The organism is Streptosporangium sp. NPDC003464, from assembly GCF_053588315.1.
Genome location: NZ_JBSFPS010000051.1, coordinates 1 through 19,568 on the forward strand (window position 1 = coordinate 1; position 19,568 = coordinate 19,568).

A 19,568-nucleotide genomic window follows, 5' to 3' on the forward strand; every position below is an offset into this window, starting at 1 on the left:
GGTCCGCGACTTCGCCGAGGTGCGCTCCGGCGGGGTGGTCACCAGAGACGTCGCCTCGGCGGCGCTGAACCTCTACGACTCATGGCCGGCGCCGTCGCCGTGCCGTCCCCCAGAGGTCAGCGGGCGGGCCGGCGGGGGTGCGGCGGGTCCGGCCGCCCACTAAATTTCATCACTTGTTGATTTTCTGGCCGGCGCGGCCTAACGTTGCAGGCACGCACTGGTTGCAGTGATGCAAGGAGTTGGCCGATGGGACCCCTGGACGGCGCGGAGCGCGACCGGCTGGCCGACGACATCGGCGACTTCCGGCGGGCCCTGATCCCCGGCACCGTGCTCCAGCTGCTGCGCGGGTTCGAGGGCGAGGAACCCTCCGTGATCCAGATCGCCACCCTCTACGTTCTCGACCGCCCCGATCCCCCGACGCTCCGCGAGCTCGCCGGGCGCATCGACCGCTCGGTCTCGGCCACCAGCCGCCTGGTCGACCGGCTCGTACGGCGGGGCCTGGTCGGCCGCCACAGCGACCCCGGCGACCGGCGGGTCCGGCGGATCGCCCTCACCGCTGACGGCGCGGGCTTCCTGCGGGGCTTCGAGCGCGCCAGGGCGGACGCCCAGTTCGAGGTCATGGCCCATCTCACCGCCGACGAACGCGAGCTCGTGATCCGGGCCATGGCGCTGCTCGGCGAAGCCTCAAGGAGACGCACCCATGCGCACCCCACTCGTCCTGAAATTTGATGACATCAGGGCAGAGATGCTGCCCCTCGTCGGCGGGAAGGCCGCCAACCTCGGCGTGCTCACCGCCGCCGGCCTCCCGGTCCCGCCGGGACTGTGCGTCACCACCGAGGCCTACCGCAGGGTCACCGGGCAGGCCGGCCTCGACGGCGTGCTCGACGCCCTGGCCCGCACCCCCGCCTCGGACGTCGGGGCCCTGAACGGGCTGGCCGCGCGGGCCCGCGAGCTCGTGCTCTCCGCCCCGGTCCCCGATGACATCGCCGACACCGTACGGCGCAGCGCGCACGGCCCCGTCGCGGTCCGCTCCTCCGCCACCGCCGAGGACCTGCCGCACGCCAGTTTCGCCGGGCAGCAGGACACCTACCTCAATGTGATCGGCGACGAGGCCGTGCTGGAGGCGGTCCGGCGCTGCTGGGCCTCGCTCTGGACCGACCGGGCGGTGGCCTACCGCGCCGCCAACGGCATCGACCACCGGACCGTGCTGCTGGCCGTCGTGATCCAGGAGATGGTCCAGTCGGAGGTCGCCGGGGTGATGTTCACCGCCAACCCGGTCACCGGGCGGCGGCACGAGGCGGTGATCGACGCCGGCCCGGGGCTGGGCGAGGCCGTGGTCTCCGGCGCGGTCAACCCCGACCACTACGTGGTCGACACCGCCACCGGCCGGATCACCGAGCGCCGGCTGGGCGACAAGCGGCTGGCCGTACGGTCCCTGCCCGGCGGCGGGGTGGAGCACGTCGAGACCGGGATGGAGGGGGCCTGCGTCACCGACGCCCAGATCAGGGCGCTGGCCGAGCTGGGCGGCCGGGTCGAGGCCCACTACGGCTCGCCGCAGGACACCGAGTGGGCCATCGACGCCGACGGCACGCTGTGGCTGACCCAGTCCCGCCCGATCACCACGCTCTTCCCGATCCCCCGGCACGCCGAGCCCTCGGCGGCGGGTCCCGCGCCGGACGGGCCCGCCGACGCCGGCGGGACACGGATCTACTTCTCCTTCAGCGTCGCCCAGGGCATCTACGCGCCGATCACCCCGATGGGCGTGTCGGCCTTCCGGCTGCTGTCGTCGTCGGCCGCCGACCTGCTGGGGGCCCCGGTGGCCGACCGGGTCGGCGGGGCGCCGCTGCTGGCCGAGGCGGGCGGGCGGGTGTTCATCGACGTCACGGGGATGATGCGCAGCCGGGTGGGCCGGGCGCTCTTCCCCCGGGTGCTCGACGTGATGGAGGCCAGGTCCGCCGAGGTGCTGCGCGGCCTGTCCGGCGATCCCCGCTTCAGCGTGACCCAGCGCTCGGTACGGCCCGCCCTGCGCAGGCTCGCCAGGAACGCGGCCCGCTTCCGCATCCCGCAGCGGGCCGTGCAGGCCGTGCTGGACCCGGCGTCCGCGCGCAGGCGCGCCGACCGGCTCGGCGCGGAGCTGCGGACACGGCTGGCGTCCCCGCCGGACGCCACCCCCCTCCAGCGGCTCGACCGCGTCGAGTGGATCCTGGGCGGCCGGGCCGTCTCGGTGCTGCCCCAGGTCCTGCCGGGCCCGGCGGCCGGGTTCGCCATGCTCGGCCTGGCCTACCGCCTCCTCGGCGACCACGCCCGGCCCGGTGAGCTCCAGACGGTCCTGCGCGGGCTGCCGCACAACGTGACCACCGAGATGGACCTGGCCCTGTGGCATCTGGCCACCCGGATCCGCGCCGACCGGGAGGCCGCCGACCTGCTGCTCGGCACCCCGCCGGCCGGGCTGGCCGGCCGCTTCCACGCCGGGTCGCTGCCCGGTGTGGTGGAGCGGGGTCTGAAGGAGTTCCTGTCCGTCTACGGCGTCCGCGCGGTCGCCGAGATCGACCTCGGGGTGCCCCGCTGGTCGGAGGACCCGACGCACGTCCTCGGCGTCCTGGCCAACTACCTCCGACTGGAGGACGCCGCGCTCTCCCCCGACGCCCTGTTCGCCAAGGGCGCCGCGGAGGCCGCGCTCATGATCAAAACGCTGGGCGCCCGCGTGGGAGGCGTCCGGGGCCGGGCCGTCCGCTTCGCCCTCGGCCGGACCCGGGCGCTGGCCGGCCTGCGCGAGCTGCCCAAGTTCTACATGGTCACCATCCTGGCCGCCATGCGCGCCGAGCTCATGACGGTCGGCGCCGACCTGTCCGCCCGCGGCCTGCTGTCCGCCCCCGACGACGTCTTCTTCCTGACCGCCAGGGAGGTCCGGGCCGCCCTCACCGGCGCGGAGCCCTCGGCGGCCGGAGCCGTGGCGGCCACGTCCGCGGCCGGCGCCCCGCACGCCCGCGCCGCCGCCCCGGAACCCCCCGCCGGTGCGGTCGCGTCGCGGCCCGGCGGCGCGGTCGCGTCGCGGCCCGCCACGCTGCGGGCGCTCGTCTCCGGACGGCGCGAGGAGGCCGCACGCGAGCGGCGCCGCAGGCACCTGCCGCGTGTCCTGCTGTCGGACGGCACCGAACCCGAGGCCGTCGCCACCGCGGCCCCGGTCGACGGCGCGCTGACCGGCACCCCCGCCTCGGCGGGCAGCGTCACGGGGACCGCCAGGGTGGTCCTCGACCCGGTCGGCGCCCATCTGGAGCCCGGCGAGATCCTGGTCTGCCCCTCCACCGACCCCGGCTGGACCCCGCTGTTCCTCACCGCGGGCGGCCTGGTGATGGAGATGGGCGGCGCCAACTCCCACGGCGCGGTGGTCGCCCGCGAGTACGGCATCCCGGCCGTCGTGGGCGTCGCCCGCGCGACCGAGCACGTCGTCACCGGCCGGCGGATCACCGTGGACGGCACCTCGGGCGCGGTGATCATCGACTGAGCCGCCGTCCCCGCCGGCTATCGATCCACTCATAGCCCGGCAAATACCAGCAAACAGGAGCCACCATTGACAGCCCCCGAATAGACAGGCCATTTTGTCGGAGGAAGTAACGGCGGTTGAGCCGTCATCAATCGCCTCTCACTTACTCGGAGAGGCGACATCCTTCGGCCGTCGGGGATATGCACGGCATTCGAACTCTTTCCGGTTTCAGTGGTGTCGTGGATTTACTGAGGAATACGCCCGTGAAAAGTTCTCGGGCGCATGGCCCGACATCCGGCGCGCTCAGGCGCGCGCCGCCCCGGCGGGCCCTCCCGCGAGGCCCGGGCCGGGTTCAGGCCCGGGCGAGGTCCTGGAGGTCACCGGCCTGTGGGGACCGCCGCCGCCGAGGGACGCAGCTCCCCCGACCCCCTGGTGATCAGGCGGGTGGGCACCACGACGGTCCGGGCCCTGGACCGCTCGCCGTCCAGCCGGGCCATCAGCAGCTCCGCCGCCGCGCGCCCGATGGCCGCGGGGTCCTGCGCGACCACGGTCAGCGCGGGCTCCAGCACCTCCGCGAGGGGCAGGTCGTCGAAGCCGACCACCGCCATGTCCCGGCGGCCGAGCCTGGCCAGCCCGAGGACCACGCCGGTCGCGGCGGAGTCGTCGGCCGCGAACACCGCCGTCACCGGGCTCCTGGCGCCGAGCAGCCGGGTGACGGCCGCCGCCGCGGCCTCGTGGTCGTGACCGATCTCCACCAGGGTCCGGTCGAACCCGATCCCGGCCTCGGCCAGCGCGTCACGATAGCCCTGCAGCCGCTCCCGGCGCGTGTAGAGCTCGGGCAGGTCCCCGACGAACGCGATCCTCCGGTGCCCGTGAGCGATCATGTGCGCGACGCCCGAACGCGCCCCCTCCCGGTTGGAGGAGACCACGGAGTCGGCCGTGAGCCCGCTGGCGGGCCGGTCGAGGAAGAGCAGCGGCAGGCCCGCCGCCCGTTCGGCCCGCAGGTGGCGATGGTCGCTGTCGGCGGAGGGCACCACGATGAGCGCGGTGACCCGCCGGGCCAGGAAGGTCGAGATCAGCGAGCGCTCGCGCTCGGCCGTCTCCGCCGAGGAGCCGACGATGAGCGTCAGGCCGCGGGCCCGCACCGCGCTCTCGAACCCGCCGGCGACGGTCCCGAAGAAGGGGTTGCCCATGTCAGGGATGACCAGCCCGACTGTGGAGTCGCGCGCGCCCACCCGCATGTTGCGCGCCATGAGGTTCGGCTGGAACCCCAGCCTGCCCATGGCCTCCAGGATGCGCTCGCGGGTCTCGGCGGCCACCGGGCCGTCGTCGTTGACCACCCGCGAGACGGTCTTGGCGGTGACACCGACCTCGCGGGCCACATCCGTCATGGTGGCGCGGCGAACCTTGGACATGGATCACCGCTCTTCTCGTCGGGGGCACGGCGTCGGAAACAGGCTAAAGGGTGCTCACCTACCTCCGGCACGCCAACCTCAGGAGAGACCGACGGCGCGGGTCGCCCCCTCGTCGGTGACGACCGCGCCCCTGCCCGTCTCCGCCTGCGACGCTCCCGTCATGATCGCGACCACCTCGGCCATGCTGTTACGCCGGGGGCGCGCATGCTTAAAGGCATCGAGTACTCCCTGGTGGGTCTGGGAGGTTCAAAATGTCAACGTTGACACATGTCAACGTTGACATCCGCTGCCATGGATGATGGGGTCCGCGAAAGGAAACGTCAATGCCTTACCGCTGCAACGGATCGGCAACGCCACCGGACCGCGTCGCGTCGCCCGCCCCAGAAAGGCAAGTCCCATGCCCCCCACCCAGGTAGCCGTGCTCGGTGAGTGCGTCGCCGACGCCTTCACGACCGGGAGCCCCGCGCAGGGCGAGCTCGCCCTGCGCGTCCTTCCCGGCGGGAGCCCGGCGAACACCGCCGTGGCCCTCTCCCGCCTCGGCACCCCCACCCGCTTCCTCGGCCGCATCTCGCGGGACTCCTTCGGCGCCCTGTTCCGCGCCCACCTCGGCGCCTCCGGGGTCGACCTGACCGGCTGCGTCGCCGCCGACGAGCCCAGCACGCTGGCGGTGGCGACGCTGGACGGGTCGGGGCAGGCCGTCTACACCTTCTACGCGAAGGGCTCCGCCGACTGGCAGTGGAGCACGGCGGAGCTGACCGCCGACCGGCTCGGCGACGTCTCCTGCCTGCACACCGGTTCCATGGCCCTGGTCGGCGCCCCCGGCGCGGAGCGCGTCGAGGAACTGCTGGCCAGGACCGCCCCCCACGCCACCGTCTCGATCGACCCCAACGTGCGCGCCGCGTTCGTCGACCTGGCCGTCTACCGGGAGCGGATGCCCGTGTGGTGCGCGCTGGCCGACCTCGTCAAGCTCAGCGACGACGACCTGGAACAGATCCACCCCGGCGAGCCCCTCGAACAGGTCTGCGACACCTGGCACGCCGCGGGCGCCCGCCTGATCGTGGTGACCCGCGGCCCCAGGGGCGCGACCGTCTCCCTCGACGGCGAGCGGGCGACGGTGCCGGCGCCCGTCACGGAGGTCGTGGACACCGTCGGCGCGGGTGACTCCTTCACCGCCGCCCTCCTCCACCGGCTGCACGCCTCCGGCCTGCTCGGCGGGCGGCTCGACGCCCTCAGCCTCGATCAGGCCAAGGAAGCGGCGTCCTTCGCCAGCGGTGTCGCCGCGCTCACCTGCTCGGTGGCCGGGGCCAACCCGCCCTGGGCCCGTGACCTGGGCGGGGACCTGGGCGGGGACCTGGGCGGGCCCACCGTCGGCGGGTGACCCGGCGCGGGACGTGAGCCGGCCCGCCGCGGCCGGCTGACATCCCCGCCCGCGGCACCGTCCCCCGCGAGGCCCTCGGGCCTGACACGGGACGCGGCCGCGCCGGCCGGTCGAGCCGGGGCGCGGGACAGTACGGCCGGGGACGGCCGAGGTGGTTCAGGTGGCCGGGGCCTTCTCCTCCTCCGGCTCCCCGCGCCGCGCCGTCCCCGGCGTCCCGCGCCCCTCCGGCCTTCCCCGCCGCGAGAGCGCCCGCCCGATCGACTCCGAGCGGCTGGCGACCAGCGGCCCGAGCAGGGCGAGGATGAGCACGTACCCGGCGATGAACGGCGCGAGCCTGCCGTCCAGCCCGGCGGCCAGCGCCATGGTCGCCAGCACGAGGGCGAACTCACCGCGCGAGAGCACGGTGAGCGAGATGTTGACCGCCTCCGTCCTGCCGAAGGAGTTCAGCTTGGCGGCCAGCACGCCGGCCACGACGTTGAGCAGCACGGTGATCGCCACCGCGATCACGATGGGCCAGGCCACCGAGAGCATGTCACCCGGCTCGATGGACAGGCCGAACACGAAGAAGAACAGGGCGGCGAAGGCGTCCCGGAGCGGGTGGACGAGCTGGCGGATGCGCGGCGCCGCCCTGGTCGAGCTCAGAATGAGCCCGATCATGAAGGCCCCGATGGCGTCGGAGACGCCGAGCTCCTCCGCGACGCCGGCGGTGAAGATCGCCAGACCGGTGAACATCACCACGAGCAGCTCGTCGTCCCTGGTGGTCACGAGCGTGTTGACCAGCCGCGTCCCCCACCGGGCCAGGGCGGTCAGCACGATCAGGAAGGCGAACGCCTTGCCGAAGGAGATCGCGGCGGCGGTGAAGGTGTCGGCGCCGCTGAGCACCGGCTGCAGCACGGCCAGGTAGAGGGCGAGGAAGACGTCCTCGACCACGATGATGCCGAGGATGAGGCGGCTCTCCGGGTTGCCCAGGCGCCCGAGGTCGACCAGCAGTTTGGTCACGATGGCCGAGGAGGAGATTCCGATCACCCCGGCCAGGACCAGGGCCTCCCTGGTCCCCCAGCCGACGGTGAACCCGAAGGCCAGGCCGCCGCCGACGTTGAGCAGGATGTAGCCGACCCCCGCCAGCACCAGCCGCCTGCCCCCCGAGACGAGGTCGTCCAGGGAGAACTCCAGGCCGAGGTAGAACAGCAGGAAGATCAGGCCGAGCGCGGCGACGACCTTCAGGTCCGCCGGATCGTCGACCAGGGCGAGACCGGGGGTGTGCGGGCCGAAGAGGATGCCCGCGAGCATGAACAGGGGGATCGTCGGCAGCCCTATCCGGGTGCCGAGTCTGGCGATGATCCCGGCGGCCAGAAAGGACCCGCCGAGGGCGATGAGAGCGTCACCCAGTGCCACGATGGCCCCCTTCGGGGCAGAATCCGGGCATGGTGAACACGTGTTCGTGGAACATGAAAAACCTCCGTCGAGCGATCTGGGTGTCAGTGCGTCACAGATCGCTGGACGGAGGGGCTCGGGGTCCGGAGATGTCGTGTACGGCCCGCACGGCGGGGGCGGTCCGGGGCGGCCGGAGGACCGGGGCCGGTGCCCCCTCCTCCGGCCCGGCCGGGCCGGAGGCCGGCGGGGGCAGGCAGCGGTCCTGCTGATGCTGGACGGCCGGGGGCAGTACCGCCCCGCCTGCCAGTGTGATCGCGAGTCCGGGCTCGTGGTGAAGACCGGGGGGCGCCGGGAACGGCGCGTGGACGACGGCGAACAGGACCAGCAGAAGGGCGGCGACCGTACCGACGACCTTCCGCGACAAACCGGACCCTAACGCTTGATGGAATTGTCCATTATTTTATCATTCGTCACCCGGCGGGACTGGGGAGCCGTGTAGGCCCACTGCCAGAGCAGTTCGAGCGGTCCCCGGTCGTAGCGCCGCAGCCACAGCGTGGACAGCGCCATGAACAGGGCGCAGATACCGGCCCAGGCGCCGATCACCCACCACGGCCGCAGGTCGGCGAACCGCGCGGCCAGCCCGAGCCCCCAGCCGTAGCAGAGCGTCGCGGCGGCCAGGTTCTGGAAGACGTAGCAGCTCAGCGCGGTGCGGCCGATGGCGGTCAGGCCCCGGCGCACCGTGCCGGGAGCGCCGCTCATCCGGTGCACGACCGTCGTGACCAGGGCGAGCAGGCCCAGTGCCACCAGCGGGGGCAGCAGATAGCGGTCGACCAGGAACCACGCCTCCCCGGCGAAGGAGGTCAGCAGGTTGAGCGGGAGGGCCACGCCGAGCCCGGCCAGCATGAGCCGCCCGCGGAGGGTGGCGCCCTGGACGGAGTCCTCGAAGATCCCGGCGCGCATCAGGCGCGATCCGAGCAGGAACAGCACGATCCCCATCGGGATGATGAACACGGCCTCGACCCGGTAGACGCCGATCAGCTGGATCCGGGCCGCGACCTGGTCGAGGTAGGCGCCCTCGGAGAACAGCGTGGACGCCTCCGAGGCCGGGGGGACCGTGCTGACCTGGCCGTAGACCATGATGAAGGTGGCCAGCCCGATCAGCGCCACGAACGCCGACCCCACGGTGATCATCCAGGCCCTGACCACCCGGTCGCTCCGGCCGATCAGGTACGCCACGATGATCGAGGTCACGGCGTAGCCCATCAGCACGTCGAACTCGAAGATCAGCACGTAGTGGATCAGGCCTTCGAGGAACAGCAGCCCGGCCCGCCACAGGTACCAGCCGGGCCAGGGCGCGTTCCGGCGCGCGGCCGAGCGGTACTGCAGCTCCAGCCCGACCCCGAACAGCAGGGTGAGCAGGGCCAGGAACTTGCCGTTGGCCAGGAATCGGAGGAAGGTCTCCACGGTCCCGGACTGGGCGAGCGCGTCCAGCGCGTTCGCCGGGCCACCCGGGCTGGTGAAGATCCAGATGTTGGTGCCCAGGGTCCCCATGATGGCGACACCCCTGAGCACGTCCAGCACGTCTATCCGTCGCGTCGTCACGCTTTCAACGATGTCCGCTCCCGGACGGCCGGTCATCGTCACGCGGACCCATCCGGGATGTACATCTATGGATGTAGGCGTTCAGCCTTTGGTCGACGGCCCGGCCGGCCCTTGGTCGACGGCCCGGCCCGGCGAGCCCCGCTCCGCCCCCGCGGAGACCGGCGCCGTTCACCTCATGCCCGTCCCCACCGGAGGCGAGCCCCGCCCGCCCCGTACCCGGCCCCGCCGGAGCACCGCCCCGTGCCCGCACCGTGCCCGTCCCCGCCGGAGCGCCACCCCGCGCCCGGCCCCGCCGGAGCGGGGCACCGGCCTCCGCGAGGCTCCTGCCACTCCTGTCACATCTGCCTGTCACGCCCGCCTGTCACGCCCGCCGCAGGATCCGCCGGTGCAGCCGTCCCGCCGCCTCGCCGTCCAGGCCGAAGGCCCTCTTGGCCGCCAGCCAGGCCGCCCCCGCGGCCCCGTCGCCGGCCAGGACCGTCGAGGCGCCCAGCCCCTCCCGTACGGCCGAGCAGACCGGCCCCCCGGTGGTCAGGACGCTCCCGGCCAGCACGACGGGGGTGTCCTCCCCCGCCTCGCGCACCTCGGCCACCGTCGCGCGGAGCAGTCCGGCCGCCGTCGCCACGATCTTCAGCGCGGCGGGGTCGCCCGCGTCGGCGGCCCGGCTCACCAGTGGCGCCAGCCTCGCCAGCTCCAGTGGGGAGCGCCCCTGGGCGTGGACCACGATCCGGACGGCCTCCGCCCTGCCGTCCGCGGGCGGCCACCCGGCCCCGCCGCCGCTCGGCCGGCCCGCGGACGCCCCAGCGGGCCCTCCACCGCCGCCCGGCCGCACCGCCTCCCCACCTTCCAGGGACGCCCCCGCATGCCCTCCACCGCCGCCCGGAGGCGCTCCGGCGCGGTCGGCGCGGATCTGCTCGGCGACCAGGCGCGTCAGCAGCCCGCCGCTCTCCCCCCGGGCGAGGCTGCGGACGGCCTCACGGGCCGCCTCGCGCCCCAGCCAGAAACCCGACCCCTGATCCCCCAGCAGCCAGCCGAGCCCGTCGGAGATCGCCACCGGCTCCTCGTCCTCGATGCGGGCGGCGGTGGCGCCGGTCCCCGCGATGAGCACGGTGCCGCGGGGCTCCGCCGTACCGGCGGCGAAGGCGATGGTGAGGTCGCCCGTCACGGCGGGGACGCAGCGCAGTCCGGCGGAGGCCCACATCCGGTCGAAGACGGCCCGGTCGAGTGCCCCCGCCCCGGCCATCCCGATGACCGCCCCGGCCACCAGGGCGGGGTCCACGCCGCGGAGGGCGGCCTCCACCGCCTGCCGGATGTTGGCGGCGGCCGTGGCGGTGCCGTGGGCCGCCGGGTTGCCGCCGGCGGCCCTGCCGTGCCCGGCCCACCGGCCCGAGGCGTCGGCCAGCACCGCGCGGGAGGAGGTGCCGCCGACGTCCAGTCCGAGAACGTACATCGGCTTACAGGTGTTCGCCGAGGAACGCCACAGTGGCCTCGACGGCCTGGGTGACGTAGGGCTCGGTGTCGTAGAGGTCGATGTGGAGCCTGGCGTCCAGCCAGTGGAGTCTCTTGGGGCCGTCCATCCGCTTGTACGCCTCCTCGGCGCCCTCCGGGGAGCAGAAGCGGTCCACCACGCCGTGCACGATCAGGCCGGGCTTGGGGGACAGGAAGTCGGCTCCGGTCATGTTGTCCACGGTGATCAGCTCGCGGACGGAGGCCCTGGTGACCTCGTTGCGCCAGTGCGGCCGGGCGCCGCGCTCGGTGCCGTAGTAGGCGAACGGCTCGTCCCCCGGCATGGCGGCCTCGCCGCCGACGGCCACGGCGGGCAGGTATTCCACCGGGCCGCCCCGGTCCTGGCGCTCCAGCGCCTCGGTGAAGGAGGCCAGCGCGCCGTGGTAGCCGTCGGGCGACATGGCCGCGCGCATGCCGTAGGGGTTGTTGTAGGCCCCGGCGATGCCCGCGAAGACCTTCACCCGGGGGTCGAAGGCGGCGAACCGGAGCGCGTATCCGGCGCCCAGGCAGACGCCGACCGCGCCGATCCTGTCGCCGTCGGCCTCGGGCCGCGCGCGGAGCAGCGAGACCGCGGCCCGCAGGTCGTGCAGCTTGCCCTGCGCGTCCTCGTGGCAGCGCGGCGTCCCGCCCGACTCGCCCCAGTTGCGGTGGTCGAAGGCCAGCGTCACATATCCCGCCTCGGCCAGCCGGGCCGCGTACAGCCCGGTGACCTGGTCCCGCGTGCCGGTGAACGGCCCGGTGAGGACCAGGGCCGGGTGCGGGCCGGCCGCGGCCGGCACCCGCAGGTCGCCGACGAGCCTGATCCCGTCGGCCTCGAACTCAACTGTCTCGGTCACGCTGTCCAGTCTGTACGGTCGGCGCACCGCGGGGCGAGGGAGCCCGGCGCCGTGCTCCCGGCCCCCACCGCACCGGCGGGGACCGGGAGCGCCGACTACGAGTCGAACCCGAGGCCCATCCGGTCCAGGGTGCGCAGCCAGAGGTTGCGGCGGCCCTGGTGGAGGTCGGCCTGGGCGATCGACCAGCGGGTCATCTGGATCCCGGCCGAGCGGACCGGCTCGGGCGGGAAGGGCAGCGGCTTCTCCTTGACCATCCGCAGCTCCGTCCGTTCGGTCGGCTCGCCGTTGAGCAGGTCGAGCATGACGTTCGCGCCGAAGCGGGTCGCGCCGACGCCCATCCCGGTGTAGCCGACGGCGTAGGCGAGACGCCCGCCGTGCGACTGGCCGTAGAAGGCGCTGAAGCGGCTGCAGGTGTCGATGACGCCGCCCCACCGGTGGGTGAAGCGGAGCTCCGACAGCTGCGGGAACGTCGTGGCGAAGTGCCCGGCCAGCTTGACGAAGGTCTCGTCGCGCTGTTCGTACTCCGGCTTGATCTTGCCGCCGTTGTAGTAGACCGCGTCGTAGCCGCCCCAGAGGATGCGGTTGTCGGCGGTCAGCCGGTAGTAGTGGAACTGGTTGGCCGAGTCTCCGACGCCCTGCCGGTTGTGCCAGCCGACGGAGGCGAGCTGCTCGGCGGAGAGCGGCTCGGTCATCAGCGCGTAGTCGTAGACCGGCACCAGGAAGTGCTTCAGCCGCCGCAGCAGCGGCTGGAACACGCCGGTGCCGAGGGCGACCCTGGCGGCCCTGACGGTGCCGTGCGGGGTGAGCAGTTCCATGCTCGCCTGGGTGTCCTTGATGTTCCTGACCGGCGTGCGCTCGTAGATGCGCACGCCCACGGAGAGGCAGGCCTGCCGGAGCCCCCAGGCCAGCCGGGCGGGGTCGACCATGGCGCAGCCGTCGCGCTCCCAGAAGCCGCCGATGTAGGTGGGAGAGTTCACCTCCGCCCGGGTCTGGTCCGCGTCGAGGACGTCGAAGCGGATGCCCAGCTCATGGGCGATCTGGACGCTCTCGCGCATCTCCTCGAGCTGCCAGGGCTCGGTGGCCACGTTCAGCTCGCCGGTGCGCTCGTAGCCGCAGTCGATGCCGTATCTGGCGACGGTCTCGCCGATCTCGTCGAGGTTGGCCAGCCCCAGTCGCTCAAGCGTGGCGACCTCCTCGGGCCAGCGCTCCAGCCCGTTGGCGATCCCGTGGGTGAGCGTCGCCATCGCGAAGCCGCCGTTGCGGCCGGACGCCGCCCAGCCGATCCTGCGTCCTTCGAGCAGGACCACGTCGAGCGACGGGTCTCGTTCCTTGGCCATCAGGGCGGTCCACAGCCCCGAGAAGCCTCCGCCGACCACCGCCAGATCGGCGGTCGTGTTTCCGAAGAGCCGCGGCTGCGGCTCGGGTTTCGCCGGACTGTCGAGCCAGTACGGCTTGCGCTCCGCATCAGCAAGAGCCTTCAGCGGATCCACAAATCTCACTTCCCTACGGTGAGTCAAATTATTTTTGTGTGTGTATCGCGTGGTCGTGAAGACCACACGCGGGTTCCCCCCGCCTGAATCCGATCTCGCCTCCCTGTTCTCTGCCGAGGATCTGGGTACACCGAAGCCCCGTGCCGCCCGGTGACGGCACGGGGCTTGACGGCAGCTAGGTGCGGCGGCGCGAGAGCACCGTGTTGAACACGGCGATCGCGACGCCTACCGCGAATATAAGGGTTCCGATGATGTTGACCTGTGGCGGCACCCCGATACGGGTGGCGCCCCAGATCCACAGCGGGAACGTCTGGAGGGCCCCGCTGGTGAACTGGGTGATCACGAAGTCGTCGATGGAGAGCGCGAACGCCAGCAGCGCGCCCGCGACGACGCCGGGCAGGATCATCGGGAACGTCACCCGCCAGAACGTCACCCACGTGGAGGCGCCCAGGTCGCGGGCGGCCTCCTCGATCGAGCGGTCCAGCCCGATCACCCGGGCCCGCACGGTGATGGCCACGAACGACAGGGAGAACAGCACGTGCGCGATGACCACGGTCGCGAAGCCGGTCTGCACCCCGCTGCTGATGAACAGCGACAGCAGCGAGGCTCCCATGACGAGCTCCGGCGAGGCGATGGCGGCGAACATCACGAGGTTGGTCGCGCCCTGCCCGCGGAAGCGGTAGCGGCCCAGGGCCAGGCCCATGAGCGTGCCGATGACCGTCGTGATCAGCGTGGAGAGCACGGCGATCTGGAGCGAGTTGACCACGGCCCTGGTCAGCTCGGGGTATTCGCCCAGCCGGCCCCACCAGTTCAGGGTGAAGCCCTGCCAGGTCACGTTCGACTTGCTCTTGGTGTCGTTGAAGCCGAAAACGATCATGACCGCGATCGGCAGGAACAGCCAGGCGATGATCAGCCAGACGTAGACCTTGAGCAGCCGGTCGCCGATCCGGGTCCTGCTCCGCCCGCGCCCGGCGGGCGCCGTCTCCTGGGCGGCCGCCGGGGCCGCCGCGCCGAGTCCAGTGGTGCTCATCGGGCCGCCGCCTCCAGCACGTTCTCGGTGCCGAGCGCCTTGGCGTAGGCGAAGATACCGATCAGCATCGCCGCCATCAGCGTGAACGACAGCGCGGCGGCGGTCGGATAGTCGTTGTTGACGAGGTATTCGGTCTGGATGATGTTGCCGATCATCGTGTTCTCCGGGCCGCCGAGGATGCCGGCGTTGACGTAGTCCGCCGTCATCGGGACGAACGTCATCAGCACCCCGGCGAACACACCCGGCAGCGAGAGCGGCAGTACGACCTTGGTGAACGCCTCACGCCGGGCGGCGTACAGGTCCTGGGCGGCCTCGACCACCCGGGGGTCCACCCGCTCCAGCGCGACGTAGATCGGCAGGATCATGAACGGCAGGTAGTTGTAGACCAGGCCGCCGATCACCGCCACCGTCGTCTGCAGCACGTGGAAGTCCCCGGACACCAGACCCGCCGACTTCAGCGGTGCCAGCAGCATGCCGTCGTCGGCCAGCAGGAACTTCCACGACACCGTGCGCAGCACGAACGAGACGAAGAACGGCAGCAGCACCAGCAGCAGGTAGGTGGACTTGCGCGGGCCGCCCTTGAAGGCGATCCAGTAGGCCATCGGGTAGGCCAGCACGACGGAGATGACCGTCGCGGTCAGGCCGTAGCCGGCCGAGCGCAGGAACTGCGTCTGGTACTGGGCCAGCGCGTCGCCGTACACCGAGAAGTTGAACGTCTGGACGAACCCGTTCACCACGTCGCCCTCCTGGGTGGAGACCGAGGCCATGAAGACCATCGGCACCACCAGGAAGATCGCCAGCCAGAGGCCGCCCGGCAGGATGAGCAGGTAGGGGGCGAGGCGTTTCATCCCCGGTCAGCCCTGGGTGACCGGCTGGAAGATGGACTCGAAGACCTTCTCCTCGGCCGTGGTCAGTGCCTTGTAGGAGCGCAGCCTGGCCATGTCGGCGTCGGAGGGGAAGATCAGCGGGCTGTTGGCGATCTGCTCCAGGGACGCCTTGTCCTCACCCTTGGCCTTGGCGGCGTCGGCGAGGACCAGATCCTTGGTGGCCGGCACCGGGGTGATGTAGTTGATGTACTCGACCAGCATCGTGGCGATCTTGGGCTGGTAGACGTAGTCCATCAGCGTCAGGGCGTCCACCGGGTTCTGCGCGGTCTTGGGGATGCACATGTTGTCGGTCCAGATCGTGCCGCCCTCCTCGGGCACCACGAACCTGAGGTCCTTGCCCTCGGCGACCTGCTGGAAGATGTCACCCGACCAGGCCATGGTGATCCACACGTCGCCCCGGACGAGGGCGTCGACGTAGTCGTTCTCGTAGTATTTGCGCACCAGCCCCGCGTCGCGCTGCTGCCGGAGCTTGTCCCCGGCCTTGCGCCAGTCGGCCTCGGTGGACTTGTCGGGGTCGATGCCCAGGGCGAACAGGCCGAAGTTGGCGACCTCCTGGGTGTCGAGCATCATGCCGACCTTGCCCTTGTACTTGGGGTTCCAGAGGTCCTCGATGCTCTTGACCTCGTCGACGTACTTGGGGTTGTAGGCGATGCCGGTCAGGCCGACCGTCCACGGGATGGTGTGGGTGTTGCCCGGGTCCCAGGTCGGGTTCTTGACCTTCTGGGCCGCGTTGGCCGCGAAGTTCGGCAGCTTGGAGTGGTCCAGCGGGACCAGATAGCCCAGCGCCATGGCCTTGCTGAGCTGGAGGCCGTTGGTCATGACCATCAGGTCGTAGCCGATGTCGTTGTTGGCGGCGAGCAGCGGCTGGATCTTGCCGAAGAACGTGGTGTTGTCCTGGATGGCCTCCTGGTAGGTCACCTTGATGCCGGTGTCGGCGGTGAACATCTCCAGGGAGGGATACTTCTTGCCGTCCTTGTCGATGTAGAGCGGCCAGTTGGCGAAGCGCAGGGTGCCGTTCTGCTTCTGGGAGGCCCAGTAGTCGGTGACGGCGTCCGCCTTGGGCGCCTCGACCTTCTTGCCCTGGACTCCGCAGCCGGCCAGAGCCAGGCCCGCCGCCGACAGCCCCGCCAGGCGGAAGGCGTCACGGCGGGTGATCGAGCGGCTCTGCGTCATGCCTCGCAGGAAAGCCGGGTCTTGGGAGTGATGCATGGCGGTACTCAACTTCCGATCGCGTACGAGTGATGCGGCTGCCACGACAGCCAAACGGCGTCACCACGCTCTGCCGTACTCGTGCTGTCAAGCGCGTTCTGCTGGAAGACGGTGACCTCGGCGCCGTCGGCCAGGCTCACCGTGTAGCTGTTGTAGAGGCCCAGATAGACCACCTCGGAGACGACGCCGGGCACGATGCTGACATCGCCCGCCGGCTCCTCCGTGGAGATGGTGATCTTCTCGGGGCGTACGGTGACCGCGATCGGGTCCGCGACCCGGAAACCGTCTCCCGCCACCAGGACCCGGCCCTCCTGACCCAGCTTAAGCATGGCCGAGCCGGGGACGAGCCGGTCCACGGTGCCGCTGAGCAGGTTGGAGGTGCCGATGAAACCCGCCACGAAGGTGGTGGCCGGGCTCTCGTAGATCTCACGGGGCGAGGCGAGCTGCTCGACCTGGCCGTCGTTCATGACGGCGATGCGGTCGCTCATGGTCAGCGCCTCGCTCTGGTCGTGCGTGACGTAGACGAAGGTGATGCCGACCTCGCGCTGGATGCGCTTGAGCTCGATCTGCATGGCCTGGCGGAGCTTGAGGTCGAGCGCTCCGAGGGGCTCGTCCAGCAGGAGCGCGCGGGGCTTGTTGACGAGGGCCCGGGCCAGGGCCACCCGCTGCTGCTGGCCGCCGGACATCTCCCGGGGGCGGCGCTTCTCGCGGCCGGTGAGGGCCACGATCTCCAGCATCTCGCCGACGCGCCGCTTGATCTCGGCCTCGCCGACCTTCTTGCGCCTGAGGCCGAAGGCGACGTTCTCCCAGACGTTCATGTGCGGGAACAGCGCGTAGGACTGGAACACCATGTTCACGTCGCGCTTGTTGGGCGGCACGTTGGTCACGTCCTGGCCGTGCAACCGCACCGTGCCGCGCGACGGATCCTCGAACCCGGCGATCATGCGCATCGTGGTGGTCTTGCCGCACCCGGAGGGGCCGAGGAGCGAGAAGAACTCCCCTTCGGCGATCGTCAGGGTCACACCCTTCACCGCCTGGACGACTTCTCCGTGGGCGAGGTATTCCTTGACGACTCCGTCGAGCTCGATGGCGGGCACCTGGGCGGAGGTGGAGGCGGCCGACGCCGCCTCCGTGCCCGCCTGGATATCGGTCATACCAGGCTTATCCCTCTGTTCGCGGCTATTCGCCGATGTAGTGCATTACGTGCTTGACGCGGAGGTAGTCGTGGAGTCCGAAGACGGACAGGTCCTTGCCGTAACCGGAGTGCTTGAACCCTCCGTGCGGCATCTCGGAGACGAACGGGATGTGGGTGTTGACCCATACGACGCCGAAGTCGAGACGCTTCGACATCCGCATGGCCCGGCCGTGGTCGGAGGTCCACACCGAGCTCGACAGCCCGTACTTGACGCCGTTGGCCTTGGCCACCGCGTCGGCCTCGTCGGAGAAGGTCTGGACGGTGATGACGGGCCCGAACACCTCGTTCTGCACCATCTCGTCGTCCTGCTGGAGGCCGTCGACGATGGTCGGGGCGAAGAAGTAGCCCTTGTCGCCGACCTGGTGACCGCCGGTCAGGACCTTGGCGTGGCCGGGGACCCGGTCGAAGAAGGCCGCGACGCGGGCGAGCTGGTTGGCGTTGTTGAGCGGGCCGTACAGCGCGTCCTCGTTGGACAGGTCACCGGTCACGGTGCCCGCGGCCGCCTCGGTCAGCGCGGCGACGAACTCGTCGTGGACGTCCTCGTGGACCAGCACGCGGCAGGCGGCGGTGCAGTCCTGGCCGCCGTTGTAGAGACCGGCCGTGGCGATGGCCTCGGCGGCGGCCTTGAGGTCCTTGACGTCGTCGAAGACGACGACGGGGGCCTTGCCGCCGAGCTCCAGGTGGACCCGCTTGAGGTCCTCGGCGGCGGTCTTGGCCACGGCCATGCCCGCGCCGACCGAACCGGTGATCGCGACCATCTGCGCCGTCGGGTGCCCGACGACGAGGGCGCCGGTCTCGCGGTCGCCGACGACGACGTTGAAGACACCCTTCGGCAGGACCTCACCGAGGATCTCGGCCAGCTTGAGGGTGGAGACCGGAGTGGTGTCGGAGGGCTTGAGCACGATGGTGTTGCCCGCGGCGAGCGCGGGGGCGATCTTCCAGACCGCCATCATCATCGGGTAGTTCCAGGGCGTGACCTGGCCCACGACGCCGACCGGCTCGTGCCGGATGACGGAGGTGTGGTCGGCGAGGAACTCGCCCGAGGTCGGGCCCTCCAGGGTGCGCGCGGCGCCCGCGAAGAAGCGGAAGTGGTCGGCGGCGATCGGCGTCTCGTCCTCGGCCATCCGGGCCCGGGGCTTGCCGGTGTTACGGCACTCCGCCTCGTTCAGCTCGTCGGCCCGGGCGTCGATGGCGTCCGCCACCTTGAGCAGCAGGTTGGCCCGCTCGCCCGGGGTGAGGCCGCTCCACGACTCGAAGGCGGCGGCAGCGGCGGCGTATGCTCCGTCGACGTCCTCCGCACCGGAGACCGGCGCCTGAAGATAGGCCTCTCCGGTGCAGGGGTCGATGACATCGGAGAATCGGCCGCTCTTGGCGTCCACGAACGCACCATTGATGTAGTTGCGCAGACGGGTGGACTCATGGTTCTCAACCGGGGTGGTCAACGTTGACCTCCTTGCACAGTGGGGCCGAGTTGTCGCGACTCTTACAGAGTAGGTGCCTCGCGACAAGGGATTTCGTTGTGAAGATACCAAATTGCTACGAATTCGCTTGACAGAGCCCGAAGAACTGACACCATGTCGCATCGGAGCCGCAATCTGTCGGCACCAGCCCCGCAACATGACGCCAGGGAGCGCGGATGACGACGCCACCCAAGGTACGCCGCGAGAACGACACGAGGCCAAACCCCGTCGTCCTCGACGAGATCTCCAAGCAGATCATCGAACAGTTGCAGGGCGACGGGCGCAAGCCGTACGCCGCCATCGGCAAGGCCGTCGGCCTGTCCGAGGCCGCGGTCCGCCAGCGGGTCCAGCGCCTGCTCGACGCCGGGGTCATACAGATCGTCGCGGTCACCGACCCGCTGGTCCTGGGCTTCCCCCGGCAGGCCATGATCGGCATAAAGTGCGAGGGCGACCTGGAGATGGTGGCCGACGAGCTGTCGGCCATCAAGGAGATCGACTACGTCGTGCTGACCGCCGGATCCCTCGACATCATGGTCGAGGTCGTCTGCGAGAGCGACCAGCACCTCCTGGAGATCCTCGGCAAGATCCGCGCCATCCCCACCGTCCACGCCACGGAGACCTTCGTCTACCTCAAGCTCCACAAGCAGACCTACTCCTGGGGCACCCGCTAGCCCGCTGGCCCCGCCCGCCCGGCGGTCACCGGAC

General features: G+C 71.3%; 16 protein-coding genes. 4 read left to right on the forward strand and 12 right to left on the reverse strand.

The genetic code is table 11. The features are described 5' to 3' along the window. Positions 1–246: 246 nt before the first annotated feature. Together ACWDS7_RS14130 and ACWDS7_RS14135 are read left to right on the forward strand one after the other, a co-directional pair. Positions 247–729, forward strand: a complete 483-nt coding sequence (locus ACWDS7_RS14130; protein WP_451929611.1) for a MarR family winged helix-turn-helix transcriptional regulator — start codon at positions 247–249, stop codon at positions 727–729. Further along, positions 701–3,505 (forward strand): PEP/pyruvate-binding domain-containing protein, encoded by a 2,805-nt coding sequence (locus ACWDS7_RS14135; protein WP_451929612.1) that lies wholly within the window; start codon positions 701–703, stop codon positions 3,503–3,505. The genes ACWDS7_RS14130 and ACWDS7_RS14135 overlap by 29 nt, the downstream gene beginning before the upstream one ends. A 356-nt stretch (positions 3,506–3,861) precedes the next feature. On the opposite strand, the gene ACWDS7_RS14140 is transcribed toward ACWDS7_RS14135, so the two are convergent. Beyond that, complete coding sequence (locus ACWDS7_RS14140; protein WP_306856647.1) at positions 3,862–4,899, reverse strand: LacI family DNA-binding transcriptional regulator; 1,038 nt, start codon at positions 4,897–4,899, stop codon at positions 3,862–3,864. A 397-nt stretch (positions 4,900–5,296) separates the two neighbouring features. Here ACWDS7_RS14140 and ACWDS7_RS14145 point away from each other — a divergent pair, with 397 nt between their 5' ends. Further along, positions 5,297–6,277, forward strand: a complete 981-nt coding sequence (locus ACWDS7_RS14145; RefSeq protein ID WP_451929613.1) for a carbohydrate kinase family protein — start codon at positions 5,297–5,299, stop codon at positions 6,275–6,277. 156 nt (positions 6,278–6,433) lie between these two features. Here ACWDS7_RS14145 and ACWDS7_RS14150 read toward each other — a convergent pair whose 3' ends face one another. The 11 genes from ACWDS7_RS14150 to ACWDS7_RS14200 all read right to left on the reverse strand — a co-directional run bounded on the left by ACWDS7_RS14150 (position 6,434) and on the right by ACWDS7_RS14200 (position 18,845). Continuing rightward, positions 6,434–7,672, reverse strand: coding sequence for a cation:proton antiporter (locus ACWDS7_RS14150; RefSeq protein ID WP_451929614.1), 1,239 nt, complete (start codon positions 7,670–7,672; stop codon positions 6,434–6,436). Between the two features lie 91 nt (positions 7,673–7,763). After that, positions 7,764–8,075 carry a hypothetical protein gene (locus ACWDS7_RS14155; protein WP_451929615.1) on the reverse strand — a complete coding sequence of 104 codons (312 nt, stop codon included), beginning with the start codon at positions 8,073–8,075 and terminating at the stop codon, positions 7,764–7,766. A gap of 8 nt (positions 8,076–8,083) precedes the next feature. Beyond that, positions 8,084–9,253, reverse strand: a complete 1,170-nt coding sequence (locus ACWDS7_RS14160) for a DUF418 domain-containing protein (protein ID WP_451929616.1) — start codon at positions 9,251–9,253, stop codon at positions 8,084–8,086. A gap of 361 nt (positions 9,254–9,614) precedes the next feature. Further along, complete coding sequence (locus ACWDS7_RS14165; protein ID WP_451929617.1) at positions 9,615–10,700, reverse strand: N-acetylglucosamine kinase; 1,086 nt, start codon at positions 10,698–10,700, stop codon at positions 9,615–9,617. A 4-nt stretch (positions 10,701–10,704) separates the two neighbouring features. Further along, positions 10,705–11,592 carry an alpha/beta hydrolase gene (locus ACWDS7_RS14170; protein ID WP_451929618.1) on the reverse strand — a complete coding sequence of 296 codons (888 nt, stop codon included), beginning with the start codon at positions 11,590–11,592 and terminating at the stop codon, positions 10,705–10,707. 95 nt (positions 11,593–11,687) lie between these two features. Continuing rightward, positions 11,688–13,082 (reverse strand): NAD(P)/FAD-dependent oxidoreductase, encoded by a 1,395-nt coding sequence (locus ACWDS7_RS14175; RefSeq protein ID WP_451929635.1) that lies wholly within the window; start codon positions 13,080–13,082, stop codon positions 11,688–11,690. Between the two features lie 175 nt (positions 13,083–13,257). Next, the gene (locus tag ACWDS7_RS14180) at positions 13,258–14,112 is read right to left on the reverse strand and encodes an ABC transporter permease (protein ID WP_451929619.1); all 855 of its coding nucleotides are present in this window, start codon (positions 14,110–14,112) and stop codon (positions 13,258–13,260) included. Continuing rightward, positions 14,109–14,960, reverse strand: a complete 852-nt coding sequence (locus ACWDS7_RS14185; RefSeq protein ID WP_306856638.1) for an ABC transporter permease — start codon at positions 14,958–14,960, stop codon at positions 14,109–14,111. The genes ACWDS7_RS14180 and ACWDS7_RS14185 overlap by 4 nt, the downstream gene beginning before the upstream one ends. A gap of 6 nt (positions 14,961–14,966) precedes the next feature. Then, on the reverse strand, positions 14,967–16,172 hold the full coding sequence (locus ACWDS7_RS14190) for an ABC transporter substrate-binding protein (RefSeq protein WP_451929620.1): 1,206 nt from the start codon (positions 16,170–16,172) through the stop codon (positions 14,967–14,969). 44 nt (positions 16,173–16,216) lie between these two features. Then, positions 16,217–17,362 (reverse strand): ABC transporter ATP-binding protein, encoded by a 1,146-nt coding sequence (locus ACWDS7_RS14195; RefSeq protein ID WP_306856636.1) that lies wholly within the window; start codon positions 17,360–17,362, stop codon positions 16,217–16,219. Between the two features lie 25 nt (positions 17,363–17,387). Continuing rightward, positions 17,388–18,845, reverse strand: a complete 1,458-nt coding sequence (locus ACWDS7_RS14200) for a gamma-aminobutyraldehyde dehydrogenase (protein ID WP_451929621.1) — start codon at positions 18,843–18,845, stop codon at positions 17,388–17,390. 194 nt (positions 18,846–19,039) lie between these two features. On the opposite strand from ACWDS7_RS14200, the gene ACWDS7_RS14205 reads away from it, so the two are divergent. After that, positions 19,040–19,534 (forward strand): Lrp/AsnC family transcriptional regulator, encoded by a 495-nt coding sequence (locus tag ACWDS7_RS14205; RefSeq protein ID WP_451929622.1) that lies wholly within the window; start codon positions 19,040–19,042, stop codon positions 19,532–19,534. Positions 19,535–19,568: the final 34 nt, after the last annotated feature.